Source organism: Burkholderia sp. WTPI3 (genome assembly GCF_021483755.1).
GTDB lineage: Bacteria > Pseudomonadota > Gammaproteobacteria > Burkholderiales > Burkholderiaceae > Burkholderia.
Window position 1 is genome coordinate 1 of the sequence record NZ_JAGIXF010000010.1, and the last position, 25,941, is coordinate 25,941.

The window sequence follows — 25,941 nt, forward strand, 5'->3', positions numbered from 1 at the left end:
TCAGATCGTCAACAACTTTTTTAACTGCTTCGTCGCGACGGCTGGGGTTCAACTCCGTGTGCGCCAAGGCTTTGCAACAACCTCGACCGCACCGCTTCCCTTCTTCCCCCGCGCCTTGTTTCCGTTAGCGCGAAAGAGGCGTGATTCTATGCACCCGCCGCCGATCGCGCAAGAGGTTTCTCGAAAAAATTCAAGGCCCCGCACGCTGCCGCGTGCGGGGCCTTGAATAGAGGCACCCGAATCGTCAGGCCGCTCGTACCTGGCGCGCAACTATCTCCATATAGTGATCGAGACTCGGCGTCGCCTTGCCTTCTTCCTTGGCCGTATCGTCCCAGCGACGCAGACGCAGCGCGTCCTCCGCGAACGGGCGCTGCAGGAATGCCGCCGTCTCCTCTTCACTGAAGATACCGCCCTGCAACCCGAGGCTGCGCACCGAGTCCGGCGACAGGCTCTCGAAGTATCCTGCGTCCGTCCGGCACAGACACCGCTTCGCATCGACATGCAGGCGGATCGGCTCCAGCACCGCATCGGGAAACAACGGTCGCAGGAACGGCAGCACATAATACTGATGCAGATCGTCAATCCCGCGCGCGCTCGGCGTCTCGCCCTGCCGATTCAGCAGATGCCCGAGGTCGTGCAGGAATGCCGCCGCGACCAGCGCTTCATCGGCGCCCGCCTCTTCCGCGAGCAAGCCACTCTGCAACGCATGCTCCAGCTGCGTGACCGGTTCGCCGCTATAGGCAACATGGCCGTGCTCGCGATACAGCCCGTGAATCTCTTCGACAGTCAGTGCCATCCGCTCACTCCCAAGGCAGCGAAAACGTCTTCAAGTTCGTGAAGCTTTTCATCGCCTCCTGAACGCCTTCCTTATAGCCAAGCCCCGAATCCTTGATCCCGCCGAACGGCGACAGCTCGATCCGGTATCCAGGCACCTCCCAGACGTTCACCGTGCCGACGTTCAACTCGTTCACGAACCGCACGACCGCGGCCGTGCTGTCCGTGCAGAGCCCCGACGACAACCCGAACGCCGTCCCGTTGCAGATCCGGATCGCATCGTCGATCGTGTCGAACGCGATCACGGGCGATACCGGGCCAAAAGTCTCCTCGCGCACGATCGTCATCGACGGATCGACGTTGTCGAGCACGGTCGGCGAATAGAGCGCGCCGCGCCGCACGTTGCCGGTCAGCAGGCGCGCGCCTTGCGCAACGGCCTCACTCACCCGAGCCTCGAACAGCCGCGCCGCCGCGTCGTCGATCACCGTGCCCATCTCGTTCGCGGAATCGAACGGATCGCCGTAAGTCCAGGCGCGCGTCTTCTCGACGAGCAGATCGGTGAATGCCGGCGCAATCGAGCGCTGCACCAGCATGCGCTTGACGGCCGTGCAGCGCTGGCCCGAATTCCGGTACGAACCGAGCACGGCCAGCGACGTCGCCCGCTCGAGATCGGCATCGTCGAGCACGATCAGCGGATCGTTGCCGCCCAGCTCCAGCACGATGCGCCGGTAGCCGGCCCGAGCGGCGATCGCCTTGCCGATCGACACGCCGCCCGTAAAGGTAATCAGCGACGCATGCGGATGCGTGACGAGTTCGTCCGCGATTTCGCGCGGATCGCCGGTCAGCACCTGCAGCATCGGTTTGGGCAAACCGGCCTCGTAGAGCAGGTCCGCCAGATAGAACGCCGACAGCGGCACTTTCTCGGACGGCTTCACGATCACCCGGTTGTTGGTCGCGATCGCCGGCGCGATCTTGTGCGCAACCTGGTTCATCGGATGGTTGAACGGCGTAATCGCGACGATCACGCCGTCGAGCGGCTGCCGCTGCGAAAACACGCGGCGCGCCTTGCCGTGAGGTGTCAGGTCGCACGAGAAGCTCTGCGCGTCGTCACGCAGCGCTTCGATCGACGCGAACTTCAGCACGTCGGCGACACGGCCGATTTCGTAGCGCGAATCCCGTTTCGACAACCCCGATTCGAGCGTGATCAGATCCGATGCTTCCTCGGTACGCTCGCGCAGCAGCGCGGCCGCGCGCTCGAGGATCTGCGAACGTTCGTAGCGCGTGAGCGTCGGCCGGTACGCCATCGCGTAGTCGAACGCGGCACGCACGTCGTCGACGCTCGCCAGCGGCGCCGTCCCGACACGCGTGCCGGTATACGGATCGGTGACGTCGAACACGCGCTCGCGCGTCGCGCGCGTGCCGCACCAGCGCAGCGCCTCGGCGCGAAACGCGGGGTGATCCTGTCGGGGATGAGCCATCATGATGGGATCCGGTTCAGCACGAAATCGAAAACGTCGAAGTTGCGCGGACGACGCGCAGGGTCGTCCCGCTCGATCCGACGGTTGAACAGCAACGGCACTTCCTGCTCGGACACGCCGCCGTGCGAACGCAGCGGGACGGTCAGGCCGGACAGATCGTGTTCGCGCTCGCGTGTGCCGAGCGTCATGTCGCGCCGTGCGATCACGACGAGGTCGCCGATCCGGTCGGGCGGCAACTCGAAGCGCGCGGCCGCTTCCGCGTTGTCGAGCACGAGCTCGACGCCGTCGAGCCCGCCCACGCGCCACATCGCGTCAGCCCGGTCGACGCCGGACGCCAGGTACACAGTGGCGAACGACCCAAGCGCGCCGTGGTGCACGACATACGGGTCGGTGATCGGCAGGATCACGCGCACGGCTTGCGCCCCATACCAGCCGTCGAACGCATCCTGCAGATAGATCACGTTCGGGCGGCCCGTCGCAGGATCGTGCTTCGCGTTCATCCCGTGATCGGCGGTCAGCCCGATCGCCCAGCCGAGTGCATCGAGTTGCGCGAGGTAACCATCCATCATCGCGTAGAACGCATTCGCGCCGGCGCTGCCCGGTTCGCACTTGTGCTGCACGTAGTCGGTGGTCGACAGGTACATCAGGTCGACCTGACGCGTCTGCGCGAGCCGCACGCCGGCCGCGAACACGAATTCCGACAACGCCGCGCTGTATACGTCGGGCGACGGCAGTCCGACCCAGTCGAGCACGTCGACGATCCCGTTTTCCGCGAGGTTGGCCTGCGCGGCCTTCTCCGCGGAGAAGCAGATGCCTTTCATCTGCCAGCCGAGCAGCCGGCGCAGCTTGTCCTTCGCGGTGACCACCGCAACCCGCGCACCTGCACCGGACGCCGCCGCGAGCAGCGTTCCGGCCCGCAGGTAGGCCGGGTCGTTCATCATCACTTCGGCGCCGCGACCACCGTCGGCGGCCGGATCCCAGAAGTAGTTGCCGCAGATCCCGTGGACCGACGGCGGCACGCCGCAGACGATCGACAGGTTGTTCGGGTTGGTGAAGGTCGGCACGACGCAGTCCGCGCGCCACGCGGTGCCTTCCGCGATCATCCGGCCGATGAACGGCGAGACGCCTGCTTCCACCGCACGTTCGAGATAGTCGTACTCGCAGCCGTCGACGCAGACGACGACGGTCGGTTCGACCGGCAGGCGGTAGCGCCGGCCGTTCACTTCGACGGAACGTCCCGCGAGATCCGTCGACGCCTTGCCCGTAGCGGCTTGCTCGCCGGGCTGCCGCAATGCGAACGCGGCGTTCATGATACCGCCCGCTTGCCGCGCGGCACGCGCGCAGCGATCAGGAGCAGCGCCGCGAGCGACGCGCCGAGCATCAGCAGCGACAACGCCGATGCGGGAAGGTAATAGCCGCGCTCCACCTGGCCGATCACGACGATCGGCACGGTCGCGAAACCGGGCGGATAGACGGTCAGCGTCGCACCGAGTTCGCCGAGCGACAGCGCGAAACCGAGCGCGAGGCTCGCGCGCAGCGCCGGCACGAGTTGCGGCAGCAGCACGCGACGCAGCACCATCGCCGGCGGCGCACCGAGGCTCGCCGCGGCTTCGCGCAGCACGGTCAGTTCGGGACGCAACGCGGCAGCCGCGCACCGATAGCAGAACGGCAGGATCAGCGCGAGCTGCACGAGCACGACGATCGCCGCCGAGCTCGACAGGTCGAGCGGCTTCTGGTGATACGCGATCAGCACCGCGAGCCCGAGCACGACGCTCGGCACGCCGTTCGGCACCATCACGAGCGCGTCGACAACCGCACCGAGGCCGCGCCGGTCGCGCCCTTCGAGCGCAAGCGCGAGCCACAGCCCGAGGATCGTGCCGATCGCCGACACGCCGAAGCCGATTTCGAGGCTCGTCAGCAGCGCGTCGTATTCCGGCGACCCGAGCCGTTCGAACCAGCGCAGGCTGTAGCCGGCCGGCAGGATCGTGCCCGACCATTGCGTCGATACGCTCGACAACGCGACGACCACCACCGGCAGCACGAACAGCCAGAAGCACGCGAACGCGGCCAGCGCGAGCGCCGCACGCGACGCATGCTTGAGCAGCGTGTCGCCCCAGCCGATCTGGTGGCGCGGCACGGCTTGCCCGATACGGAATTCAGCGGACATCGTTCCCTCCCGTCGCACGCCGGTTCACCCGGCGATAAACCGCATACAGCGCCAGCGACAGCGCCAGCATCACGACCGCGCCGGCCGACGCGGTCGGCAGATCCAGGTCGACGGTCGCGCTGCTGTAGATCGCGACCGGCAGTGTCACGAGCCGCGCGCTGCCGAGCACGAGCAGGATCCCGAACTCGTTGAGCGTCAGCAGGAAGCACAGCACGGTGCCGGCGGCGATGCCCGGCCACGCGATCGGCAACACGACGCGGCGCGCGAGCATCCAGCCGGACGCGCCGAGGCTGCGCGCCGCTTCGATCAGGCGCAGGTCGAGCGTCGCGAACGACGCGAGCGTCGGCCGCACGACGAACGGCGTGTAGAACACGGTCTGCGCGAGAATCACGCCGCCGATGCCGAACAGGAAGTCGAGCGGCGGATTCTCGAGATGGAACAGGTGCTGCAGCCCGATGCTGACCGAGCCTTGCGAGCCGTACAGGAAGATCAGCGTGAACGCGACGAGGAACGACGGGAACGCGACGTACAGTTCGAGGAAGCGCGTGACGAGCGACGCGCCCGGGAACGGCTTGAAAAACAGCAGCGCGGCGAGTAGCACGCCGAGCACCGACGCGGTGCCGGCGCTTGCGAACAGCACGCCGATCGTCGTCAGCAGCACGTTGCGCGTATCGGGGTTGTCGAAGAACGTCCGGTACGCGGCGAAACTCAGCCCGTGATCGCCCGACACGCTCAGCAGCACGAGCCGGATCAGCGGATAGACGACGAGCGGGCCCAGCACGACGATCGCGAGTGCGGCCAGGTGCAGGTCGCCCATGCGCTTGCGGCGCCGCGCGACGGCGGCGTGCGCCGCGGCCGACGCGAGCACGTGCGGCGGCAGGCCGGCTTCAGGGCTCGATAAGGACGACATCGTCTGCCTCGCAATGCAGGGAAACGCGCGCACCGCGCTCGGGAGCCGCACCGCGGCCGCGTTGCATCGTGACGCGCACGGGTTCGCCGGGCGCCGCGTCGATCACGACCGAGATCGACAGGTCCGCACCTTGCCACTCGACGGACGACACCGTGCCGTGCAGGCCGCCGGCCGCCGGCGGCATCACGGTCAGGCGCTCGGGGCGCACGCATGCCACCTTGTCGCGCACGTCGTGGCGCGGATCGCCGAGCGGGAAAATCACGCGCGGCGGCAACAGGTTGGCCGGGCCGAGATAGCGCGCGACGTAGCCATCCTGCGGCGCGTCGTACAACTGCTGCGGCGTGCCGAGCTGCGCGATGTGGCCGTCGCGCATCAGCAGCGCGCGGTCGGACAGCACGAGTGCGTCGTCGCGGTCGTGCGTCACGCAGACGACGGTCAGGTTCGGCAGGCGCTCGTGCAGCGCCTTCAGTTCGCTACGCACCGATGCGCGCAGGTTGGCGTCGAGCGCCGACAGCGGCTCGTCGAGCAGCAGCACGTCCGGCTCGATCACAAGCGCGCGGGCCAGCGCAACGCGCTGCTGCATCCCGCCCGACAACTGCGCGGGCAGGTGGTGGCCGGCATCGCCGAGCTGCACGAGCTTCAGTGCGTCGGCGACGCGGCGCGTCACTTCCGACGAGGCCATTCCGCGGGCGCGCAGCCCGAATGCGACGTTCTCGAACACCGACAGGTGCGGGAACAGCGCGTAATTCTGGAACAACAGACCGAGGTTGCGCTTGTGCGGCGGCGCATGGGTCAGGTCGCGTCCGGCCACGGTCAGCGTGCCGGTCAGGCCGTCGGCCTTCACGAACCCGGCGATGAAGCGCAGCAGCGTGGTCTTGCCGCAGCCGCTCTTGCCGAGCACGGTCAAAAATTCACCGGCGCCGATCGACAGCGACAGATCTTCCAGCACCGTGCGTGCGCCGTAGCGCACGCTCAGGTGTTCGATCCGCACGCCGCCCGGCGCGCCGGACCGCAGCGTTGCATGCGGCTCGGCGGCGCCGAATGCACCGGGATGGGTCAGGGTGGTTTCCACCGGGTTCATCCTCTCGCTCACTATTACAGGCGGCGTACGCCGATCACTTCGGCTTGACGACGTCGAGTTGCTTGCCCGAGCTGCCGATCACGTCCTTCTTCCAGCGCTCGATCCACTCCGGCTTCTTCGCCATCACCTGATTCCAGTCGACCGAGATCAGCTTCACGCCCGCAATCGCCTTCTTCACCGCTTCACCGTTCTTGCCTGTCAGCGGCACGTCGGTGCGGCCCGGGATGCCGTACATGTCCGGCACCTTCGACTGCACTTCCGTCGACATCAGGTAGTCGATCAGCTTCTTGCCGGCGTCCTGGTTCGGGCCGCTCTTGATCAGGCCGATGCCGTACGGCAGCTGGAACGTGGTCGGCTGGTCGCCAGCCTTCGCAGCCAGGAAGATCGGCTTGACGGACAGCGCGCCATGCTCGGCGTCGTCGAGGTCCATCTGCAGGTCGCCGTTCGCGACGCTGATCTCGTTACGCGACAGCAGCACGTTCAGATAGCCGGTGCCCTTGGTGTGGAACTTCACGCTCTGCGACAGCTTCGCGAGATAGTCGAACGCCTTGTCCTCGCCCATCAGCGTGGTCGTCAGGATCAGCACGGCCATCCCGTCGCCGGCAGTGGCCGGGTTCGAGTACGCGACCTTGCCGGCGTAGCTTGGCGACAGCAGGTCGGCGAACGTCTTCGGCTGGTTCTTCACGACGTCCGGGTTGATCGCGAACGAGAAGTAGTTGTTCACGAACGTGGCCCACGTGCCGTCTTCCGCCTTCGCGATCGCCGGCACGTTCTTGTAGTTCACGCTCTGGTACGGCTGCAGCAGGCCCATCTGGCCGGCTTGCTGGATGAACGGCGGCAGCGTGACGATCACGTCCGCCTTCGGCGAATTCTTTTCGATGTTCGCGCGGTTGACGACTTCGCCGCTACCCGCCGTCACGATGTTGACCTTGACGCCCTCCTTCTTCTCGAATGCCGGCAGCACGTCGCGATACAGGTTCTCGAGACCGTCCGCCGTATACAGCACGACCGCGTTCGCGGCATGGGCGGGCATCGCCACGCCTTGCAGCAGACCGGCGGCACAGGCGGCCAGCGCGAGCTTGCGGAACGCGCCGGCAGCGGCGCGCGAGGAATTCTGCAGTGTCATCTCACTTCTCCATAGGCGGAACACCAAGCGGCCGGGGCACGATCCGGCTCTTTCAGTCGGGCAGACCGACAACCGGCCGGCCTCGCTGCCGCGCTGCAGGTGGTTTCGCGCGGCAACCGAAGGATCACAGCGTTCGATGACAAACCCGTGACGAGTGCCACAATTTCCAAAAAATGACACATTTTGCCAATATTATGCAAGTCATTCAGAAACGCCGACCGGCGTTTCGTCCGACCATTGCAGGAGAAAAACCATGTCAGCCCCGATTCTGCTCACGCCCGGCCCGCTCACCACCTCCGCCACAACACGCCACGCGATGCAACATGACTGGGGCTCGTGGGACGCCGCATTCAACGCGTTGACCGCCAGCGTTTGCGCGGATCTCGTCACGATCGCGCGCGGTGGCGACGAGTATGTATGCGTACCGATGCAGGGCAGCGGCACGTTCTCGGTCGAAGCCGCACTCGGCACGCTCGTGCCGCACGACGGCGTCGTGCTCGTGCCCGACAACGGCGCGTATTGCGCGCGCATCCTGAAGATCCTCGGCCGGCTCGACATCGACGCGATCGCGCTCCCGTTCGGCGAGGACGCAGCCGTCGACCCGGCGGCAGTCGAAGCGGCGTTCGCGCGCGAGCCGCGCATCACGCACGTCGCACTCGTGCACCTGGAAACGAGCGCCGGGATCCTGAATCCGCTCGACGCGATCGCGGCCGTGTGCCGGCGGCACGGCAAGCGGCTGATCGTCGATGCGATGAGTTCGTTCGGCGCGCTGCCGATCGCGCTCGCGGACAGCGGAATCGACGCGCTGATCTCGGCAAGCGGCAAGTGTCTGGAAGGCGTGCCGGGGATGGGGTTCGCGATCGTACGGCGCGACGCGCTCGACGCCTGCGAAGGCAACTCGCCGTCGCTCGCGCTCGACCTTCACGACCAGTACGCGTATCTGCGCAAGACGGGCCAGTGGCGCTTCACGCCACCGACCCACGTGATCGCCGCGCTGCGCGCCGCGCTCGACCAGTACCTCGCCGAAGGCGGCCAGCTCGCGCGCGGTGCGCGTTATGCGGAAAATTGCCGGACACTGGTCGAATCGATGCGCGCACTCGGCTTCATGCCGTTCCTCGACGCGAGCGTGCAGGCGCCGGTGATCGTCACGTTCCACGCGCCCGACCATCCCGCCTATGATTTCCGCCGCTTCTACGACGCGGTGCGCGACGCGGGCTTCATCCTGTATCCGGGCAAGCTGACGCAACTCGAGACGTTCCGCGTCGGCTGCATCGGCGCGATCGATGCCGGCGACATCCGGCGCGCGGTGGCGGCGATCGCGCAGGCGGTCGAATCGCTCGGGATTGCCATGCAGCGCGCGTGACGCTCGTGCCAGCCGGACGCTCAAACAAAAAAGCCCGGCGGCCTTTGAGGCCGCCGGGCGAACGCACCGAGAGTGCGTGGAGCCGTACTTACAGTTCGATCCGCTTGATGTCGCCGACGACGAAGATGTACGACAGCGCGCCGATCAACGCGATCACGCCGATGAACACAAGCGCGCCGACGAACGACCCGGTCGATGCGACGATGAAGCCGACGACGAGCGGCGTGACGATCCCCGCGAGGTTCGCCGCGAAGTTGAAGATGCCGCCCGTCACGCCGAGCAGGCCGTCCGGCGCGATGTCCGACACGAGCGTCCAGCCGAGCGCAGCCATGCCCTGCGCGAAGAACGCGACCGACATGATCGCGATCACGGCCTCGTTGCTCTGCACGTAGTTCGCGAGAATGATCGTCGAAGCCAGCAGCAGGCCCGCGATGATCGGCAGCTTGCGCGCGAGGTTCGCCGACTTGCCGCGACGCAACAGCCAGTCGGAGAAGATGCCGCCGAACATCACGCCAACCGACGCGGCGATGAACGGCATCACCGCGAAGAAGCCGATCTTCAGCCAGCCCATGTGGCGTTCGGTTGCAAGATAGGTCGGAAACCAGGTCAGGAAGAACACGAGCGTCGAGTTGCCGGCGAACTGGCCGAGGCAGATGCCCGCGAGCTGGCGCTTCTTCAGCAGCCGGCCGGCCATCGACCAGCTGAACTGCTTCTGTCCGCCCTTGCCGCCCTTTTCAGCTGCGCCGCCCTTGCGTGCGCCGTGCACGAGACCGCCGCCCGCTTCGATGTACGCGAGTTCCTCGGCGTTCGCGCCCGGATGGTTGCGCGGCTCGTGATAGAACTTCCACCAGACGAGACCGAACACGATGCCGATCGCGCCGACGACCCAGAACAGCGAGCGCCAGCCGAACGCGCCCATCAGCGCGAACAGCACGGGGCTGAAGAACGCGAGGCCGATGTATTCGCCGACGGTATAGGTGCCCGTCGCCATCGCGCGCTCGCTCTGCGGAAACCACGTCGCGACGACGCGGCTGTTGGTCGGGAAGCACGGGGCCTCCGCGACGCCGAGGCCGAGGCGGCACGCGAGCAGCGTCCCGACGCCAGGCACGAAGCCCTGCAGGAACGTGCACAGCGACCACAACGTCATCGACCAGTAATAGGTGACCTTGCTGCCCAGGCGGTCGAGAAAGAGACCGCCCGGCACCTGCGCCGCGACATACGTCCACGAGAACGCGGAGAACATGACGCCCATCACCGCAGCGTTGATGCCGAGTTCCTTGGTGAGCTGCGGCGCAGCGACCCCCAGCACGGTCCGGTCGAGGTAGTTGATCATCGTGCCGATCGCGAGCAGCGCGAGAATCTTGTAGCGCGCCGACGTTCGCCGGACCGTGCCGGCCGCCTGCGCGGGCGGGGCGTTCGTGGGAGTGGTGTGCTGCATGGTCGTCTCCTGGTCTCTCTTTACGTATAGATAGGGTCAGCGTGCGACGAGCGACTGAAAGTGGTCGAACATCCGCTCGGCGTCCGGCGTGCGTCCGGTAAAGATCTCGAACGCGTCGACCGCCTGATACACGGCCATCCCGCCGCCCGGCAGCGTCGCGCAACCGGCCGCGCGCGCGGCACGGATCAGTTCGGTTTCGAGCGGGAAATACACGATGTCGGCCACCCACATCCCCGCGTGGAGCATCTCGGCCGGCAACGGCAGGCCGGGGTGCTTGGCCATGCCGGTCGGCGTCGCGTGGATCAGGCCCGTGGCCGCCTGCATCGCGGCCGCGAGATCGCTGCCCGGCGTGACGCGCGCCGCGGGAAAGCGCTGCTGCAACTCGGCCGCGAGGCCGGAGGCGCGCGTACCGTCGACGTCGAAAATCGTCAGCTCGGCCGCGCCCATCTGCAGCGCGGCATGCGCGACGGCCGCGCCCGCGCCGCCCGCGCCGAGCTGGACCACGCGCTCGAGCGTCGCGTCGGGCAGCCCGCGCCGGAACGATTTCGCGAAGCCCGACCAGTCGGTGTTGTAACCGATCCGCTTGCCGTCCTTGAACAGCACGGTGTTCACCGCGCCGAGCGCGCGTGCGTCGTCCGACAGCGCGTCGAGGTGCTCGATCACGCGCTGCTTGCACGGATGCGTGATGTTCAGTCCGTTGTAGCCCATCCGCTGCGCGGCATCGAGCAATTGCGGCAGTGCGTCGACGGTCAGGCCGAGCGCGTCGAGATCGATGCGCCGGTATACGTAGCCGAATCCCTGGCGGAATCCTTCTTCCTCATGCATCGCAGGCGACAGCGAGCCGCCGATACCCTGGCCGATCAGGCCGATCAGAAAGGACGGGCGGCTCATCGTGCGGCTCCTCGGGCAAGAAGGGTTGACAGGCGCTGCAGCGCAAACAGGTAGCCGTCGGTACCGCAGCCGCAGATCACGGCTTCGGCGACCGCCGATACGTACGAGTGGTGACGGAATGCCTCGCGGCGATGCACGTTCGAGATATGCACCTCGATCACGGGCTTCGCGATCGCGGAAAGCGCGTCGGCCAGCGCGACCGACGTATGCGTGTAGGCAGCCGGGTTGATCACGATGCCATGGGTGTCGTGGCGCGCGGCATGCAGCCAGTCGATCAACTGGTGCTCGGCGTTCGACTGACGAAAGTCGACCTCCAGCCCCAGCCCCTCGGCCGCCGCATGGCAGCGCTGCTCGACGTCGGCCAGCGTTTCCGCGCCGTAGATATGGGGCTCGCGGGTCCCCAGGAGATTCAGGTTCGGGCCGTTCAGCACCAGCACCTTGTACTTGCTCATGACGATTCTGCTCCAAAAACAGGGACTGAACATGATCGGCTCAGCCCCGTGACATCGGGAAGTGACGCTAGTGTGCGCCGGCACACGCACACTGTCTTTTCGGGTTTTCGCTAATTTGTACCATCTAGTTAGTTTGTATAATCCGTCTCACTTCCCTAGTAAATTCGGGATATGGCGCTTTCCCGGAACTCAACGACTGGTTCATTCGGGTCCGATTCCGCCGACGCCATACCCCGCTCATCCGCAGGATTCGCCCATGCAGCGCTCGATCGCCACCGTGTCACTGTCCGGCACGCTCGCCGAAAAGCTCGCCGCCATCCAGGCAGCCGGTTTCGACGGCGTCGAAATCTTCGAGAACGACCTCGTCTACTTCGACGGATCGCCCGCCGACGTCAGGCGCATGGCCGCCGATCTCGGTCTAGACATCGTGTTGTTCCAGCCGTTTCGCGACTTCGAAGGCGTGAGCGCCGCCCAGCTCGCCCGCAATCTGGACCGCGCCCGGCGCAAGTTCGACGTGATGCACGCGCTCGGCACCGACCGCATCCTGGTGTGCAGCAACGTGTCGCCCGACACGATCGCCGACGATGCGCTGCTGGCCGACCAGCTCGGCGCGCTGGCCGAGGCGGCGCGAGAAGCCGGCGTGATCGTCGCGTACGAGGCGCTCGCGTGGGGCCGCGTCGTGAATCGGTACAGCCATGCGTGGCAGCTCGTGAACGCGGTGAACAGCCCGCACCTCGGGCTCGCGCTCGACAGCTTCCATACGTTGTCGCTCGACGACTCGCCGGATGCGATCGCCGACATCCCCGGCGACCGGATCGCGTTCGTTCAGATCGCCGATGCGCCGAAACTGGTGATGGACGTGCTCGAATGGAGCCGCCACTACCGTTCGTTCCCCGGCCAGGGCGACTTCGACCTCGCGCGCTTTACGGCCCGCGTGATCGAGTCCGGCTACACGGGGCCGCTGTCGCTCGAGATCTTCAACGACGGTTTCCGCGCCGCGCCGACCGCGATCACGGCCGCCGACGGCCATCGTTCGCTGCTCTATCTGGAAGAGCTGACGCGCGCGCGGCTCGCACAGGACGGCCGTGCGCCGGCGGCCAGCCAGCCGCTGTTCGCGCCGCCGGCACCGGCCGCGCACGTCGGATTCCAGTTCATCGAATTCGCGGTGGACGCGCAGGCGGCGGCCACCGTCGGCGAATGGCTCGGCCGGATGCGCTTCCGGCTCGCGGGCCGCCATCGATCGAAGGATGTGACGCTGTTTCAGCACGGCGCCGCGTCGATCGTGCTGAACGCCGAGCGCGACTCGTTCGCCGATGCGTTCTTCCAGCAGCACGGGCTGTCGCTGTGTGCATCGGCGTTCCGCGTCGACGACGCAAAAGTGGCGTTCGAACGCGCGGCCGGCTTCGGCTACGCGCCGTTTTCCGGGCGCGTCGGCCCGAACGAGCGCGTGCTGCCGAGCGTGCAGGCGCCGGACGGCAGCCTCGAATATTTCGTCGACGAGGCGCCGAACGCGCCGACGCTCTATGAGTCGGATTTCGTGCTGACCGACATCGACGGCCCGAGCGAGGTCGGCCCGCTGACGGGTATCGACCACGTGTGTCTCGCACTGCCGGCCGACGCGCTCGACACGTGGATCCTGTTCTTCAAGACGGCATTCGGCTTCGAAGCCGAGCGCAGCTGGCTGGTGCCCGACCCGTACGGGCTGATGCGCAGCCGTGCGGTGCGCAGCGCGGACGGCTCGGTGCGGATCGCGCTGAATGCGTCGGTCGACCGCCATACGGCCGTCGCGGAATCGCTCGACCGCTATCACGGCACGGGGCTGAATCACGTCGCGTTCCGGACCGACGACATCGTGAAGACGATCGCCGCGTTCGCCGCCGACGGCGTGCCGTTCCTGCGGATTCCGGCGAACTACTACGACGATCTCGCCGCGCGCTACGCGCTGCCGGACGAACTGATCGACACGCTGAGCGCCCACCACCTGCTGTACGACCGCGACGAGCACGGCGGCGAATTCCTGCATGCGTACACGGAACTGGTCGACAACCGCTTCTCGCTCGAAATCGTCGAGCGGCGCGGCGGCTACGACGGCTACGGCGCGGCGAATGCGGCCGTGCGACTTGCCGCGCAGGCTCAGCGCAGGAAATAAGGGAATGAGTGGAGTGTCGTTTTGGCGCCGAACCGGACGGAAAAACGGTGCGGCCCGGCGACGCACGCCGCCTTGCGCACCATCATGGTGAATTCCGGGGTTTCGCCCGCCCGGCAAGGCGCCCCGCTTGCGGCCGGAGACGGCCGCCCGGCGGGGGTTACATCCGGTAACGCTCGCCGCAGTGCAGCATCCGCGGCAGCACCGCGGTTTTAAGAATCGCTTAAGTCTTCGTCGGCACCATCCGCAACCAGTACCCGATGGATATCCCGAAATGGAGGACAGCGATGAGCGCCGTAGAAGCACCCGCGGGCCGCCCGGCCGCACCCCCTGCGAAGAAGACGATGCTGCGTCGTCTCCTCAGCCATCATGAAATCGCGACGCTGCTCGTGCTGCTGCACGCGCCGATCAGCGCAAACGCCAAACCCGAATTGCCTGCGTTGCAGGAAGCCGGCCTCGTCGAGATGGTCAAGCTCGACGCCGATACGGCACCGAGCTTCCGGCTCACCGAAGACGGCACAGCCATCCTGAAAGGGCTCGGCTACCGCTGAGCCGCCGCTTTCCCGTTCCAGCCCTCCCCCCTTCCACGCACGCGGCCGGCGAGTCGCATCATCCCGACCGGTCCTGCAGCATCAGCCGGTATTCGGTCGGCGTCATGCCGACCGTCGCCTTGAACTGGCGCGTGAACGCGCTGTGATCCGTATAGCCGCATAACGCCGCGACGTCAGTCACCTTGTCGTGCGTGACGAGCAGCGCCGTGGCCGCGTCGAGCCGCGTTTTCAACAACACCTGACGCGGCGTCAGGTGAAACACCTTGTGGAAGTAGCGTTCCAGTTGCGCGACCGACATCCCGGCCATCTGCGCGAGCTGCTTCAGGTTCAGCGGCTGCACATAGTGATCCTGGATATGCTGGACCACGTCGGCGAGCTTGCTGTACGCCGGATGCGACCCTTCGTGCGCTTTCAGGTCGCGCGAGATGCCCGCGAGCCCGACCACCTTGCCGGCCGCATCGCGCAGCGGCTCCTTGCAGGTCAGGCACCAGCCCGGCTGACGCCCCGGGTACAGATGCAGCTCGAGCTGGTCCGTCAGTTGCTGGCCGGCGTTGATCGTCGCCATGTCCTGCTCGAAATAGGTGCGGCCGAAGCGGCGCGGAAACGCTTCGTCGGTCGTCTTGCCGAGCAGGTCGCGCTTGTCCTTGTAGCCGCAGCGCATCGCGAGCGTGCGATTGACGAGCGCGTAGCGACCGTTCGCGTCCTTCACGAAGAACGCGACGTCGGGCAGCGCGTCGAACACCGGTTCGAGCAGGCGGAAGTGCGCGAGCATCGCGCCGAAATCGGCATTGCCGGGCTGGTAGCGCAACGTGTCGGACAGGCTCATGGGCGGTACGGCAAGCAAGGTCGTCATCCCGGCATCTGAAAAGCGAGTGGCTGATGGCGTCGATTATAGGAGCGCCCCCTCGAACGCGTGGCGGCGATCCCGGGAGGCAATGCAATCCGCCGGCACGGCAGATCGCGGTGGATAGTCGTCGGCTGGCGATGGCTGACTGGGCCGGGTGCTGCATGCGGTTGTATGCGCAACGACTCCGCCGCGCGTGTGTCGAGCTTTGACGCACGCTTCGCACCTTCCGCACCTTCCGCACCTTCCGCACCTTCCGCACCTTCCGCACCTTCCGCACCTTCCGCACCTTCCGCACCTTCCGCGCGTTTCGCGCGTTTCGCCGCGTCACACCACCTCTGCGCCGCGATGCCTGCGTACCGCATCGGCGCCCGGCCGCGCGCCCCCGAACCCGCCATCCTAAAAATGCCGACGCATCGCGTCTTGGCGCGTTTGCGCATCAAGGATGACGATTTAAGCATATATCAGGGTATTCGACGATATGCCGAAATCGTCGCCGGCTGCGTACCGAACGCGCAAGACGCGCGTATTTTCGCTACCTAGACTTCGCTCAACGGTCACGAGACGATATCCCGCCGCCGCCATGCACGCCGATTCCGGCACAGTGCGCAGCGTCCGGCGAGCCCGCACGGTTTTCATCCAGGCCGGCCAACCGATACGTCTCGCCCGGCTTACCGCACCGGCCAGCCAGCCGGCGGCGGCCCAACCACGCCATCAAGGGGAAGTGAAAGTGAAGCTGAAGGTATCGCACGTCGCGCTGGCCACCGCCTGCGCACTGTCGGGCGCACACGCCATCGCCGCCGACGTCGTCAAGATCGGTTTCGCCGCGCCGCTGACGGGGCCGCAGTCGAACTACGGCACCGACATGCAGAAGGGCGTGCAACTCGCGATCGCCGACTTCAACGCAACGCATCCGACGATCGGCGGCAAGGCGGTCACGTTCCAGCTCGACTCCCAGGACGACCAGGCCGACCCGCGCACCGGCACCACCGTCGCGCAGCGGCTGATCGACGACAACGTCAGCGGGATCATCGGCCACTTCAACTCGGGCACGAGCATTCCGGCGTCCGACCTGTACGATCGCGCGGGGCTGCCGCAGATCTCGATGGCGACGTCGCCGCAATACACGGCGCGCGGCTACAAGACCACCTTCCGGCTGCTCACGAGCGACGCGCAGGCCGGTCGCATCGTCGGCACATATGCGGTGAAGACGCTGCACTTCAAGCGCGTCGCGATCATCGACGACCGCACGGCCTACGGCCAGGGTATCGCCGACGAATTCGCGAAGGCCGTGCAGGCCGCGGGCGGCACGATCGTCAAGCGCGACTTCACGAACGACAAGGCGCTCGACTTCTCGGCGATCCTGACCAACCTGAAGGGCATCAACCCCGACGCGATCTTCTACGGCGGCGGCGATGCGCAATCGTCGCCGATGATCCGCAAGATGCGCCAGCTCGGCATGAAGTCGGCATTCGTGACCGGCGAGATGTCGCGCTCGCCGACCTTCCTGAAGGTGGGCGGCGAAGCGGCCGAAGGCGCGATCGTCTACATGGGCGGGCTGCCGAAGGAGAAGATGCCGGGCTTCGCCGGCTACGCGGCACGCTACAAGGCACGCTTCAACGAAGACGTGATCACCTACTCGCCCTACTCGTACGACGGCACGATCGCGCTGCTCACCGCGATGAAGAACGCGAACTCGACCGACCCGAAGGTCTATACGCCGTATCTCGGCAAGGTGTCGGTCAAGGGCGTGTCGGCGCCGAGCATCGCGTACGACGCGAAGGGCGACCTGAAGGATGCGCCGGTCACGATCTACAAGGTCGAGCACGGCGCGTTCAAGCCGGTCGACACGATCGCCGGCAACTGATCGCCAAACCTGGACCTCTGTCCTGCGCGGCGCGGCAAGCGGTTCATCCGCCTGTCGCGCCGCGTGCATTTCACGCTCGGCGAAGTCCGAAGCGTTCCTCGGCGCAGTCCCGCGCGCGCGTATTTCGCGCTCCTGTAGAATCCTCCCACCCGCTTTCACGCTTCGTCTGCGTTGCGCCCCATCCCGGTGCAATGGCGCGTGTCGCGTGCACTATCCGGCGCCCGGCACACTTTCGACGACGCAGGCGCGCCTAGCCAGTCCAGCCAATAGCGGGCCCTGGAGACGCAGCACCGACAACAACATTCGAATACCGATCGTTCTGACCATGCAAGCTTCCGAATTGAGCGGCGTGCCTCGCGCCGCCGAACGCGCGCTCACGCGCAGCGACTACAAAACCCTTGGCCTTGCCGCACTCGGCGGCGCGCTCGAGTTCTACGACTTCATCATCTTCGTGTTCTTCGCGCCCGCGATCGGGCAGCTGTTCTTCCCTCACGACATTCCCGACTGGCTGCGCCAGTTGCAGACGTTCGGCATCTTCGCGGCAGGCTATCTCGCGCGTCCGCTCGGCGGCGTGATCATGGCGCACTTCGGCGACCTGTTTGGCCGCAAGCGGATGTTCACGCTGAGCGTGCTGATGATGTCGGTGCCGACGCTGCTGATGGGCCTGCTGCCCACCTACGACACGGTCGGCATCCTCGCGCCGGTGTTGCTGCTGCTGTTCCGCGTGCTGCAGGGCGCGGCGGTCGGCGGCGAAGTGCCGGGCGCGTGGGTGTTCGTGTCCGAACACGTGCCGTCGCGCCACACCGGCTATGCGTGCGGCACGCTGACCGCGGGTCTCACGGCCGGCATCCTGCTCGGCTCGCTCGTCGCGGCAGGCGTCAACAGCCGTTACTCTGGCGCCGAAGTCACCGCGTTCGCGTGGCGCATTCCGTTCCTGCTCGGCGGCGTGTTCGGTCTGTTCTCCGTGTACCTGCGCCGCTGGCTGCACGAGACGCCGGTGTTCGCCGAAATGAAGGCGAAGAAGGCGCTCGCGGCCGAGATCCCGCTGAAGGCCGTACTGCGCGACCACGGGCGCGCGGTGATCGTGTCGATGCTGCTCACGTGGATGCTGTCGGCGGCGATCGTCGTCGTGATCCTGATGACGCCCGCGCTGCTGCAGAAGCAGTTCCACCTGGCGCCCGCGACCACGCTGTTCGCGAACAGCATCGCGACGCTGTGCCTGACGGCCGGCTGCATCACCGCCGGCTCGCTTGCGGGCCGGATCGGCGCGAAGCGCGTGCTCGGCATCGGCGGCATCGTGCTGGCCGCGTGCTATTACCTGCTGTTCGTGCAGGTCGCGGCCGACGCGTCGACGCTGCCGCTGTACTACGGGATCGCCGGCTTCATGGTCGGCACGATCGGCGCGGTGCCGTTCGTGATGGTGCGCAGCTTCCCCGCCGTCGTGCGCTTCTCGGGCATCTCGTTCTCGTACAACGTCGCGTATGCGATCTTCGGCGGCCTGACGCCCGTGATCGTGTCGCTGATGATGAAGTCGAATCCCCTCGCGCCGGTGGTGTACGTCGCCGTGATCTGCGTGCTCGGCGGGATCGCCGTGCAGTTCTCGAAGGATGCGAAGGACCCGAAGGACACACGCTGAACGCCGGCGCGCACGCGCCGCTTCATGAACGAAGGGCCGAATCCCGCATGCTGCGGGATTCGGCCCTTTTGATTGGCTTCAGCGCGACAGCGCGGGCCGGCTCAGCTCAGCGCAGCATGCCGTACGACGAACTCGGACGGCGCAGCGCATCGATGCTCACGCCACCGGCGCCCGTGACGAACAGCAGCAGGAAACCGCCGGAGATCGCGACGTTCTTCCAGAAGTGGATCACCATGTCGTGCTGGACGGCGGCGTTGGTCGCGTCCCAGAAATTGTGCCCGACCATCGCGGTCGCGATCGTGTAGACCGCCATCAGCAGCGCGAGCGGCCGCACCTTGTAGCCGACGATCAGCAGCAGGCCGCCCAGCCCCTCGATCGCGACGACCATCGGCGCGACGACCTGCTGATAGGGCACGTTCAGCGCGTGCAGATACGCGACGAAGTCGCTGTAGCCGAGCAGCTTCATGATGCCGCCCCACAAGAACAACGCCGCCAGCGCCAGGCGTGCGAAAAAAATGACGCCGGAATCGACGGTACGCGTCATGCCTTTCTCCTCGTATGCAATTCGGCCGTCCGCCCGGAGCGTGCCCGTGCGGTTCGGGCCGCGCCCCCCTGCGGGGCCCGCGGCAAATGGGCCAGCATAGAGGGTCTTTCCGCGGTGTCCAAGCAAAAGGTTGTAGCAAATCTTTACACTGCGGCGGGCGGACCGGCCGGCGGGCGCGACGAAAATGGCGTTTAATCCGCGTCGCTCAACAGCACGCCCTTCTTGAACAGGAAGCAGCCGTAGCCGCGCAACTCGCCGGTGACGACCACCGCATACGCGCGCTGCGCTCGCTCGTAGAACGCGAACCGGTCGATGCCCGCGAGCGGCACCGCGCGCCCTTCCGCGCGATCGATCTCGGCCTGCACCTCGCGCTGCACAGGCGGCACCGCGGCCGGATCACCGACGACTTCCATCCGCCATGCGGGCGTGTCGACGAACGTGTCGAGCGGCAGCACGGACAGCACCGCGCGCGCGACGCGCGCCGAGTCCGCGCCGTCGATGCGCAGCGCGCGGCCCACGACGGTGTGCTGCGCGACCGATTCGGCCGGAAAGTTCGCATCGCAGATCGCGACTTCATCTCCGTGGCCCATCGCGCGCAGCGCGTGCAGGATGTCGGCGTGCAGCAGCGGATCGAGATTCTTCAGCATGTCGGCAAGTCTCCAGGATCGGGAACGAATCGCATAACGTTACCCGATCCCGGCGGCGGCCGGGCGTGCATCGACGCCATTCGTTCGCGGCGATCCGACGGGTGACGTGCAAGCGCATCGCATACTCGCCGTGCGGGTACCATCGAGGCTCGCATTCACGTCCATAAAAAGCAAAAACAGCAACCATCGCGTCGAATGGATCGGAAACCGAATATTTCCGAGGGCGGCCGCAACACCAACGGTCGAACCGTCTGCCGTGGTCCGCGCCAAACCGAACAGGCATCCAATGAACCATGTCCAAAAAATCCGCCGAGCCCTGACTGCGATTGCGAGCGCGGATCAAGGCGCGTCGTTCAAGAGCATCATCGAATCCGATCGGGAGTGCTTTCACGGCCTGCACGTGATGTATGCCACGCGAGCCACGACACTCGACATCCAGGGCATACAGCTCGACAAAATCGAGCGTGAGTGCCCGCTACTAAAAAGTTTCTTCGACGGATCCGGGCTTTTGTTTTACACCGACGACATCTATCAGAAGTCATTGACCGGCAACGCGCCGATCAACATGGATTTTTCGGTCGGTCTCGACAAAAACGTAACCGATGCAATCCGCCTGTTTGTCGAAGGCAAGCAGCCGTCACAGCCGCATAACCTGTACACGCTGCTGCACCTCGTCTGCGGGCGCGGAGAACGAAGCTTCAACTTCGATTATTTTGCGTACCTCTCCGAAGAGTTCGAGCATTTCGCCAAGGAAGGGAACAATCGCCCGATTCAGACCTTGAGGGCACTCAAGAAACTCGATCACTTCGCACCGGGTGCGCTGGACGAGTCGCCGGGCAAGCCGATCTTCACCCTGTCCGAAGGCGAAATCGACACGATCGTTCAGCACATGCTCGATCCCGCCGTATTGGGCGCGGGCATGCGCCATCTGCAGACGCGCCGGCTGGTAACTTATGCCGTGCTCTTGAAAGCGGCATTGCTGAGTTGGCGCGGGAAGCATCGCAAGCCCGTCCAGGCGCTGGAAGAACTGGTGATGTTCAGTCTCGAGACCCTCGGAAGGTTCCCCAAAACGGATGTCTACTTCGCGTGGAAATTGCTGGGCGGTGCCGGGGAAGTCCCCCGATTCTTCACGCCGGTCACCCAGCCGACCTCGAAATCGCTCGAGCGCTTGCGAAGCATGTCATGGGATTTGACGTTGTTCAGAATGGCCGAACTCTCGTCCGCAACGCCGAGGACGATCGGAACGCACCAGGCCGACTTCTTCATCCCGTTCGTCGCCACCTACGACGGCAAGTTTCGCGATCTGGTCAGTGCATGCCCGCTGCGGGCGATCGTCATCGACTATTCGTTCAAGGCCGTCAATCTCGTGTTCCGCGACGAGATGCCGTTTCAGCTCGACCTGCAAGCTGCATCCGAGCGCGTCATGCATCAGCTCAACGATCCGCACGCGTCCGCACGTCGACTGCACAGCGATCTCGATCATGAACAACTCGAACGGGCGGTACGCACGCTCGAACAGGATGTCCTGGCTCACCTCGCCACTCGCTGATCCTGATAACGGCACGGAAATCGCGCACGGACAACCTTGATGCAACCGGTTGTCCGTGCGCGCATCGCCAACATCTCGTCGCCTGGCTGGTCGGAATCGAATCGACGGCGCCGGTTCATTCCCGCGCTTTCGACGGCAACGATCGGTCACGCGCGCCAGTCGCTCATTGCCCGGCGGCCGGCATTTCGTCGATGAAACCCGTGACCGATTCGAGACGCCCGGACGCATCGACGGTGCCGAAATCCGAGCCCTTCACGATCGCCGCGCCATCGGGCGACACGAGCGCCCACGAGAACCGCAGGTGCCGGCCGAATCCGTCGACGTCGGTCGTGCGGTGAAAACGGTACGCGGGAAAACGCTCCTGTACCGCGGCAATCATCGTGTCGATGCCTGCGTGGCCGTCGCCGGCCATCAGCGGATCGCGATAGGCCGCGTCGCTCGCGTAGGTCGCATCGATCAGCGCGCGACGGCGGGCGACGTCGGATTCGTTCCATGCATCGAAGTAGCGGTCGATCAGGTCGGCGTGAGCGGACCGGGCGGTTTGGGCGGTGTTCATGGCGAGGCTCCTTGTGTCGGTGAGAGACGATGTCGCGAACCCTTCGTGTCCGCGTGCCGCCATCGTCGCCGGCCTCGCGCGGGCGGTCGATTACGTGCGAGGTAACGAAATCGAAATCGCGCCCGCGCCGCCCGGCACGGTCAGCCGTCCGCGTAATCGACCGCGAGGCTCCACGCCGGATCGCCGTGCCTCGCCCAGTATGCGTCGGACAGCCGGCGCGTGAGCGCGCCCGGTCGTCCATCTCCGATCGCCACGTCGTTCAGTCGCGTGACCGGTCGGTCGCAGCCGATCGGCTGCGACCGACGAGCGCGGCCGTGGCCGCGCCGCAACGAAAAACGGGCGCCCGAAGGCGCCCGCATCGTCAGCCATGACCACCACGCGTATCAGGTCACCGGCGCCGGGTTGAACAGCGTCAGCGCGTTCGCGAGCTTCCATTGCTCGGCCCACGTGCGGCGCTTGCCGCTCGCGACGTCGAGCATCAGCCGGAACAGCTCCCAACCCACATCCTCGATCGTGGCCGCGCCGGTCGCGATCTGCCCCGCGTCGAGATCCATCAGGTCGTGCCAGCGGCGCGCGAGATCGCTGCGCGTCGCGACCTTGATCACCGGCACCTGGGCGAGACCGTACGGCGTGCCGCGGCCGGTCGTGAAAATGTGCAGGTTCATCCCGGCCGCGAGCTGCAGCGTGCCGCAGATGAAGTCGCTCGCGGGCGTCGCCGCGTACAGCAGCCCCTTCTGCCGCGCGCGGTCGCCCGGACGCACGACGCCGGAGATCGGCGCGCTGCCCGACTTCACGATCGAGCCCATCGCCTTCTCGACGATGTTCGACAGCCCGCCCTTCTTGTTGCCGGGCGTCGTGTTCGCGCTGCGGTCGACGCGGCCGCGCTGCAGGTAGCGGTCGTACCAGTCCATCTCGCGGATGATCTCGCGTGCGACGTCCTCGTTCGCCGCGCGCGACGTGAGTTGCGCAACGCCATCGCGCACTTCGGTCACTTCGGAGAACATGATCGTCGCGCCCGCGCGTACGAGCAGGTCGGCCGCGAAGCCGACCGCCGGGTTCGCAGTGAGCCCGGAGAACGCATCGCTGCCGCCGCACTGCACGCCGACGACGAGATCCGACGCCGGACAGGTTTCGCGACGGCGACGGTTCAGCCGCTCGAGATGCGATTCCGCCATCTTCATGATCGAGTCGATCATCGAATTGAAGCCGACGTGCGCGGCATCCTGAAGGCACACGACGCCGCCGTTGTCCGTCGCGCCGTCGGCCGCGACCGGAATCGCGCCGGGCGGCAGCAGGCGCTCGGGCTGCAGCTTCTCGCAGCCGAGGCTGACCGTCATGACCTCGCCGCCGAAGTTCGGGTTCAGACTGATGTTGCGCAGCGTGCGGATCGGGATGTCGGCATCGGGCGCATCGATCGCGACGCCGCAGCCGTACGTATGCTCGAGCCCGACCACGTCGTCGACGTTCGGGTAACGCGGCAGCAGTTCGTCCTTGATCCGCTTCACCGCATGCTCGACGACGCCCGACACGCACTGCACGGTCGTCGTGATCGCGAGGATGTTGCGCGTGCCGACGGAGCCGTCCGCATTGCGGAAGCCTTCGAACGTATAGCCTTCGAGCGGCGCGAGCGCCGGCGCGGCGCGCGTCGCGAGCGGCAGGTCGTCGAGCCCCGGCGGTTCGGGCATGCGCATCGTGCGTTCATTGACCCAGCTGCCGCGGCGCAGCTCGGTGAGCGCGTAGCCGATCACGACGTTGTAGCGGACGATCGGGTCGCCGGCCGCGAGATCGGCGAGCGCCACCTTGTGCCCTTGCGGCACGCCTTCACGCAGCGTGAGCCCGTCGGCGAACGTCGCGCCCTCGGGCAAGCCGCCGTCGTTGACGACGATGGCGACGTTGTCGTCCGGATGCACGCGAATATAGAGAGGGGAAGCAGTCATCGGAATTCCTGGAAGCTACCGGTGATATCGTTAGTCATCATACGACATTCAACACCAATCCGGGATAGTACGTAAACCCTTATCCGGAAAGACCCTACCTATAATCCGAGCGCAAACTGCTTGCGCCACCCTTTCCCTCGTTGTACGATGACATACAACGACATCGCCAATGTGGCTCGTATGCCGTTCCCGACGAACCCAGCACTCGCGCTAGACGGACGACCCAACCATGACCTCACCGCAAGAACTCAAACAGATCATCTCCCACGGCCTGCTGTCGTTTCCGCTGACGGACTTCGACGCAGATGGCAGCTTCCGCCCGACCACCTATGCCGAGCGCCTCGAATGGCTGGCGCCGTACGGCGCGACCGCGCTGTTCGCAGCCGGCGGCACCGGTGAATTCTTCTCGCTCACGCAGCGCGAATATTCGGACGTGATCCGCGTCGCGACGGAAACCTGCAAGGGCAAGGTGCCGATCCTCGCCGGCGCGGGCGGTGCCACGCGCGTCGCCATCGAATATGCGCAGGAAGCCGAGCGCCTCGGCGCGAGCGGCGTGCTGCTGATGCCGCACTACCTGACCGAAGCCAGCCAGGAAGGGATCGCCGAGCACGTCGAGCAGGTATGCCGTTCGCTGAAGATCGGTGTCGTGGTGTACAACCGCGCGAATTCGAAGCTGAACGCCGACATGCTCGAGCGTCTGGCCGACCGTTGCCCGAACCTGATCGGCTTCAAGGACGGCGTCGGCGAAATCGAGAGCATGGTCACGATCCGCCGCCGCCTGGGCGACCGCTTCGCGTACCTCGGCGGCCTGCCGACGGCCGAAGTCTACGCAGCCGCGTACAAGGCGCTCGGCGTGCCGGTGTACTCGTCGGCGGTATTCAACTTCATCCCGAAGACGGCGATGGAATTCTACGAAGCGATCGCGAAGGACGACCACGCAACGGTCGGCCGCCTGATCGACGAGTTCTTCCTGCCATACCTGAATATTCGCAACCGCCGCGCGGGCTACGCGGTCAGCATCGTGAAGGCGGGCGCGAAGCTCGTCGGCCACGACGCGGGTCCGGTGCGCGCACCGCTCGTCGACCTGACCGATGCCGAAGTGGCCGAGCTGGACGTGCTGATCAAGAAGATGGGCCCGCAGTAAGCGGGTACGGCCGGCGCGGCGCCCTCTGCGGCGCGGCGGCCGGCTGGTTTGCCTGTCAGGCATCGCGGCCGGCTTTTGCCGGCCGCAGTCGTTTGTAGCGACAGCCGCGCGACGCACCCGCCGCGCAGCACGCCATTCACATCTGCGCGATGACGCCGATGATCCGGTGACGCACGTTGCCGAGCTTGATCCGGGTCGCCTCGATCCGGCCCTGCGCACCCGCACGCACGCGCGCGTTCGATTCGCCGCCGAGAATCTGCCCCAGCACGTCGCGGTCGACGACCGCATCGAAGAACCGACCGACCGTGATCGTCGCGGACTGCTTCGCGGTGGTGAGCTGGCTGTTGGCCTGCATCAGCGCTTCGGTGCGCAGGTTCTGGTCGCGTTCGTCGATGCCGCGGCGATGCTCGAGCGCGAACACCAGCGCCTCCATGTCCTGCCTGAAGCGTCGCACGGCAAGGCCGAACATGAGCGAATGCGCGTCCGAGTCCGTCACGGGCCGCCCCTGGTTGATCGTCACGTCGAATTCGCTGCCGCCCAGGTCGCGCTGGAATTCCAGCAGCGCATTCGCGAGCACGCGCCCTTCGCTGTACTGGCCGATCCGGCTGCGCACGGAATGCGCGACGTCGCCGATCGCTTTCCACAATCCGGCGGCGAACAGGTGATCGCCGCGCTTGCTGATGTTCATCGGATGGCTCCTCGTTAGTCTTTTGTCGGGCTCTCAGGCTCGCCCGCGGGCCGGCCGGCCCGAGGCTTCGCTACTGTAGGAGAAATTCCGGCGACGCGGAAGCCGCCATGAAAAAAGCGGAGGCAGCCAGCCGGCCACCCCCGCTTTCATTC

Annotated in this window: 24 protein-coding genes; 8 read left to right on the forward strand and 16 right to left on the reverse strand. The window is 66.2% G+C overall.

Annotated features, from left to right (window positions below):
* Positions 1–226: hypothetical protein (locus J7024_RS07735; RefSeq protein WP_234744964.1), on the forward strand; the 226-nt coding region annotated here is incomplete at its 5' end.
* Between the two features lie 18 nt (positions 227–244).
* Here the strand turns inward: J7024_RS07735 and J7024_RS07740 are convergent.
* From J7024_RS07740 to phnS, 7 genes are read right to left on the reverse strand one after another with little or no spacing between them, the layout of a single operon-like run.
* The gene (locus J7024_RS07740; protein ID WP_124830142.1) at positions 245–796 is read right to left on the reverse strand and encodes a phosphonate degradation HD-domain oxygenase; all 552 of its coding nucleotides are present in this window, start codon (positions 794–796) and stop codon (positions 245–247) included.
* Positions 797–800: 4 nt separating this feature from the next.
* Positions 801–2,255 carry a phosphonoacetaldehyde dehydrogenase gene (gene phnY, locus J7024_RS07745; protein WP_124830143.1) on the reverse strand — a complete coding sequence of 485 codons (1,455 nt, stop codon included), beginning with the start codon at positions 2,253–2,255 and terminating at the stop codon, positions 801–803.
* On the reverse strand, positions 2,252–3,562 hold the full coding sequence (gene phnA, locus J7024_RS07750; protein ID WP_124830144.1) for a phosphonoacetate hydrolase: 1,311 nt from the start codon (positions 3,560–3,562) through the stop codon (positions 2,252–2,254). The genes phnY and phnA overlap by 4 nt, the downstream gene beginning before the upstream one ends.
* On the reverse strand, positions 3,559–4,419 hold the full coding sequence (gene phnV, locus J7024_RS07755) for a 2-aminoethylphosphonate ABC transport system, membrane component PhnV (RefSeq protein ID WP_124830145.1): 861 nt from the start codon (positions 4,417–4,419) through the stop codon (positions 3,559–3,561). The genes phnA and phnV overlap by 4 nt, the downstream gene beginning before the upstream one ends.
* The gene (locus J7024_RS07760; protein WP_124830146.1) at positions 4,409–5,329 is read right to left on the reverse strand and encodes a 2-aminoethylphosphonate ABC transporter permease subunit; all 921 of its coding nucleotides are present in this window, start codon (positions 5,327–5,329) and stop codon (positions 4,409–4,411) included. The genes phnV and J7024_RS07760 overlap by 11 nt, the downstream gene beginning before the upstream one ends.
* The gene (phnT, locus tag J7024_RS07765) at positions 5,307–6,410 is read right to left on the reverse strand and encodes a 2-aminoethylphosphonate ABC transport system ATP-binding subunit PhnT (RefSeq protein WP_124830147.1); all 1,104 of its coding nucleotides are present in this window, start codon (positions 6,408–6,410) and stop codon (positions 5,307–5,309) included. Before phnT ends, J7024_RS07760 begins: the two co-directional genes overlap by 23 nt.
* A gap of 34 nt (positions 6,411–6,444) precedes the next feature.
* Entirely contained in the window at positions 6,445–7,536 is a 1,092-nt protein-coding gene (gene phnS, locus J7024_RS07770) for a 2-aminoethylphosphonate ABC transporter substrate-binding protein (RefSeq protein WP_124830148.1), read from the reverse strand.
* A gap of 253 nt (positions 7,537–7,789) precedes the next feature.
* Here phnS and J7024_RS07775 point away from each other — a divergent pair, with 253 nt between their 5' ends.
* Positions 7,790–8,899, forward strand: a complete 1,110-nt coding sequence (locus tag J7024_RS07775; RefSeq protein ID WP_175760745.1) for a 2-aminoethylphosphonate--pyruvate transaminase — start codon at positions 7,790–7,792, stop codon at positions 8,897–8,899.
* An 88-nt stretch (positions 8,900–8,987) separates the two neighbouring features.
* Here the strand turns inward: J7024_RS07775 and J7024_RS07780 are convergent, their stop codons facing one another.
* Genes J7024_RS07780 through aroQ form a run of 3 tightly spaced genes read right to left on the reverse strand, consistent with a single transcriptional unit; the run spans position 8,988 to position 11,680 of the window.
* A complete protein-coding gene (locus J7024_RS07780) occupies positions 8,988–10,337 on the reverse strand; it encodes an MFS transporter (protein ID WP_124830150.1) in 1,350 nt (449 codons plus the stop codon).
* 36 nt (positions 10,338–10,373) lie between these two features.
* Positions 10,374–11,228 (reverse strand): shikimate dehydrogenase, encoded by an 855-nt coding sequence (locus J7024_RS07785; RefSeq protein WP_124830151.1) that lies wholly within the window; start codon positions 11,226–11,228, stop codon positions 10,374–10,376.
* Positions 11,225–11,680 (reverse strand): type II 3-dehydroquinate dehydratase, encoded by a 456-nt coding sequence (gene aroQ, locus J7024_RS07790; protein ID WP_124830152.1) that lies wholly within the window; start codon positions 11,678–11,680, stop codon positions 11,225–11,227. The genes J7024_RS07785 and aroQ overlap by 4 nt, the downstream gene beginning before the upstream one ends.
* A 256-nt stretch (positions 11,681–11,936) precedes the next feature.
* Here aroQ and J7024_RS07795 point away from each other — a divergent pair, with 256 nt between their 5' ends.
* On the forward strand, positions 11,937–13,829 hold the full coding sequence (locus J7024_RS07795) for a bifunctional sugar phosphate isomerase/epimerase/4-hydroxyphenylpyruvate dioxygenase family protein (protein WP_124830153.1): 1,893 nt from the start codon (positions 11,937–11,939) through the stop codon (positions 13,827–13,829).
* A gap of 284 nt (positions 13,830–14,113) precedes the next feature.
* Positions 14,114–14,377, forward strand: coding sequence for a hypothetical protein (locus J7024_RS07800; RefSeq protein WP_124830154.1), 264 nt, complete (start codon positions 14,114–14,116; stop codon positions 14,375–14,377).
* A 58-nt stretch (positions 14,378–14,435) separates the two neighbouring features.
* Here the strand turns inward: J7024_RS07800 and J7024_RS07805 are convergent, their stop codons facing one another.
* Entirely contained in the window at positions 14,436–15,230 is a 795-nt protein-coding gene (locus J7024_RS07805) for an AraC family transcriptional regulator (protein ID WP_124830155.1), read from the reverse strand.
* Positions 15,231–15,951: 721 nt separating this feature from the next.
* On the opposite strand from J7024_RS07805, the gene J7024_RS07810 reads away from it, so the two are divergent.
* Both J7024_RS07810 and J7024_RS07815 read left to right on the forward strand, forming a co-directional pair.
* Entirely contained in the window at positions 15,952–17,088 is a 1,137-nt protein-coding gene (locus tag J7024_RS07810) for a branched-chain amino acid ABC transporter substrate-binding protein (protein WP_124830157.1), read from the forward strand.
* A 325-nt stretch (positions 17,089–17,413) separates the two neighbouring features.
* On the forward strand, positions 17,414–18,724 hold the full coding sequence (locus J7024_RS07815; protein ID WP_124830158.1) for an MFS transporter: 1,311 nt from the start codon (positions 17,414–17,416) through the stop codon (positions 18,722–18,724).
* 106 nt (positions 18,725–18,830) lie between these two features.
* On the opposite strand, the gene J7024_RS07820 is transcribed toward J7024_RS07815, so the two are convergent.
* Together J7024_RS07820 and J7024_RS07825 are read right to left on the reverse strand one after the other, a co-directional pair.
* On the reverse strand, positions 18,831–19,268 hold the full coding sequence (locus tag J7024_RS07820; RefSeq protein ID WP_124830159.1) for a DoxX family protein: 438 nt from the start codon (positions 19,266–19,268) through the stop codon (positions 18,831–18,833).
* Positions 19,269–19,459: 191 nt separating this feature from the next.
* On the reverse strand, positions 19,460–19,915 hold the full coding sequence (locus J7024_RS07825; RefSeq protein WP_124830160.1) for an RbsD/FucU family protein: 456 nt from the start codon (positions 19,913–19,915) through the stop codon (positions 19,460–19,462).
* 286 nt (positions 19,916–20,201) lie between these two features.
* Here J7024_RS07825 and J7024_RS07830 point away from each other — a divergent pair, with 286 nt between their 5' ends.
* Positions 20,202–21,464 carry a hypothetical protein gene (locus J7024_RS07830; protein ID WP_175760747.1) on the forward strand — a complete coding sequence of 421 codons (1,263 nt, stop codon included), beginning with the start codon at positions 20,202–20,204 and terminating at the stop codon, positions 21,462–21,464.
* Between the two features lie 163 nt (positions 21,465–21,627).
* Here the strand turns inward: J7024_RS07830 and J7024_RS07835 are convergent, their stop codons facing one another.
* Positions 21,628–22,020, reverse strand: a complete 393-nt coding sequence (locus J7024_RS07835) for a nuclear transport factor 2 family protein (protein WP_124830162.1) — start codon at positions 22,018–22,020, stop codon at positions 21,628–21,630.
* 383 nt (positions 22,021–22,403) lie between these two features.
* The gene (garD, locus tag J7024_RS07840; protein WP_124830163.1) at positions 22,404–23,957 is read right to left on the reverse strand and encodes a galactarate dehydratase; all 1,554 of its coding nucleotides are present in this window, start codon (positions 23,955–23,957) and stop codon (positions 22,404–22,406) included.
* A 229-nt stretch (positions 23,958–24,186) separates the two neighbouring features.
* Between garD and kdgD the strand changes: the two genes are divergently transcribed.
* On the forward strand, positions 24,187–25,101 hold the full coding sequence (gene kdgD, locus J7024_RS07845) for a 5-dehydro-4-deoxyglucarate dehydratase (protein ID WP_124830164.1): 915 nt from the start codon (positions 24,187–24,189) through the stop codon (positions 25,099–25,101).
* A gap of 136 nt (positions 25,102–25,237) precedes the next feature.
* Here kdgD and J7024_RS07850 read toward each other — a convergent pair whose 3' ends face one another.
* Positions 25,238–25,789 carry a hypothetical protein gene (locus J7024_RS07850; protein WP_124830165.1) on the reverse strand — a complete coding sequence of 184 codons (552 nt, stop codon included), beginning with the start codon at positions 25,787–25,789 and terminating at the stop codon, positions 25,238–25,240.
* Positions 25,790–25,941 lie beyond the last annotated feature (152 nt).

Coding starts and splice junctions, on each gene's coding strand:
- phnY (WP_124830143.1), bottom strand. CDS start 2,255: ATGATGGCTCATCCCCGACAGGATCACCCCGCGTTTCGCGCCGAGGCG.
- phnT (WP_124830147.1), bottom strand. CDS start 6,410: ATGAACCCGGTGGAAACCACCCTGACCCATCCCGGTGCATTCGGCGCC.
- J7024_RS07800 (WP_124830154.1), top strand. CDS start 14,114: ATGAGCGCCGTAGAAGCACCCGCGGGCCGCCCGGCCGCACCCCCTGCG.
- phnV (WP_124830145.1), bottom strand. CDS start 4,419: ATGTCCGCTGAATTCCGTATCGGGCAAGCCGTGCCGCGCCACCAGATC.
- J7024_RS07780 (WP_124830150.1), bottom strand. CDS start 10,337: ATGCAGCACACCACTCCCACGAACGCCCCGCCCGCGCAGGCGGCCGGC.
- phnA (WP_124830144.1), bottom strand. CDS start 3,562: ATGAACGCCGCGTTCGCATTGCGGCAGCCCGGCGAGCAAGCCGCTACG.
- J7024_RS07805 (WP_124830155.1), bottom strand. CDS start 15,230: ATGACGACCTTGCTTGCCGTACCGCCCATGAGCCTGTCCGACACGTTG.
- J7024_RS07825 (WP_124830160.1), bottom strand. CDS start 19,915: ATGCTGAAGAATCTCGATCCGCTGCTGCACGCCGACATCCTGCACGCG.
- J7024_RS07850 (WP_124830165.1), bottom strand. CDS start 25,789: ATGAACATCAGCAAGCGCGGCGATCACCTGTTCGCCGCCGGATTGTGG.
- J7024_RS07815 (WP_124830158.1), top strand. CDS start 17,414: ATGCAAGCTTCCGAATTGAGCGGCGTGCCTCGCGCCGCCGAACGCGCG.
- garD (WP_124830163.1), bottom strand. CDS start 23,957: ATGACTGCTTCCCCTCTCTATATTCGCGTGCATCCGGACGACAACGTC.
- J7024_RS07795 (WP_124830153.1), top strand. CDS start 11,937: ATGCAGCGCTCGATCGCCACCGTGTCACTGTCCGGCACGCTCGCCGAA.
- J7024_RS07785 (WP_124830151.1), bottom strand. CDS start 11,228: ATGAGCCGCCCGTCCTTTCTGATCGGCCTGATCGGCCAGGGTATCGGC.
- J7024_RS07740 (WP_124830142.1), bottom strand. CDS start 796: ATGGCACTGACTGTCGAAGAGATTCACGGGCTGTATCGCGAGCACGGC.
- J7024_RS07820 (WP_124830159.1), bottom strand. CDS start 19,268: ATGACGCGTACCGTCGATTCCGGCGTCATTTTTTTCGCACGCCTGGCG.
- aroQ (WP_124830152.1), bottom strand. CDS start 11,680: ATGAGCAAGTACAAGGTGCTGGTGCTGAACGGCCCGAACCTGAATCTC.
- J7024_RS07830 (WP_175760747.1), top strand. CDS start 20,202: ATGAACCATGTCCAAAAAATCCGCCGAGCCCTGACTGCGATTGCGAGC.
- J7024_RS07835 (WP_124830162.1), bottom strand. CDS start 22,020: ATGAACACCGCCCAAACCGCCCGGTCCGCTCACGCCGACCTGATCGAC.
- phnS (WP_124830148.1), bottom strand. CDS start 7,536: ATGACACTGCAGAATTCCTCGCGCGCCGCTGCCGGCGCGTTCCGCAAG.
- kdgD (WP_124830164.1), top strand. CDS start 24,187: ATGACCTCACCGCAAGAACTCAAACAGATCATCTCCCACGGCCTGCTG.
- J7024_RS07760 (WP_124830146.1), bottom strand. CDS start 5,329: ATGTCGTCCTTATCGAGCCCTGAAGCCGGCCTGCCGCCGCACGTGCTC.
- J7024_RS07775 (WP_175760745.1), top strand. CDS start 7,790: ATGTCAGCCCCGATTCTGCTCACGCCCGGCCCGCTCACCACCTCCGCC.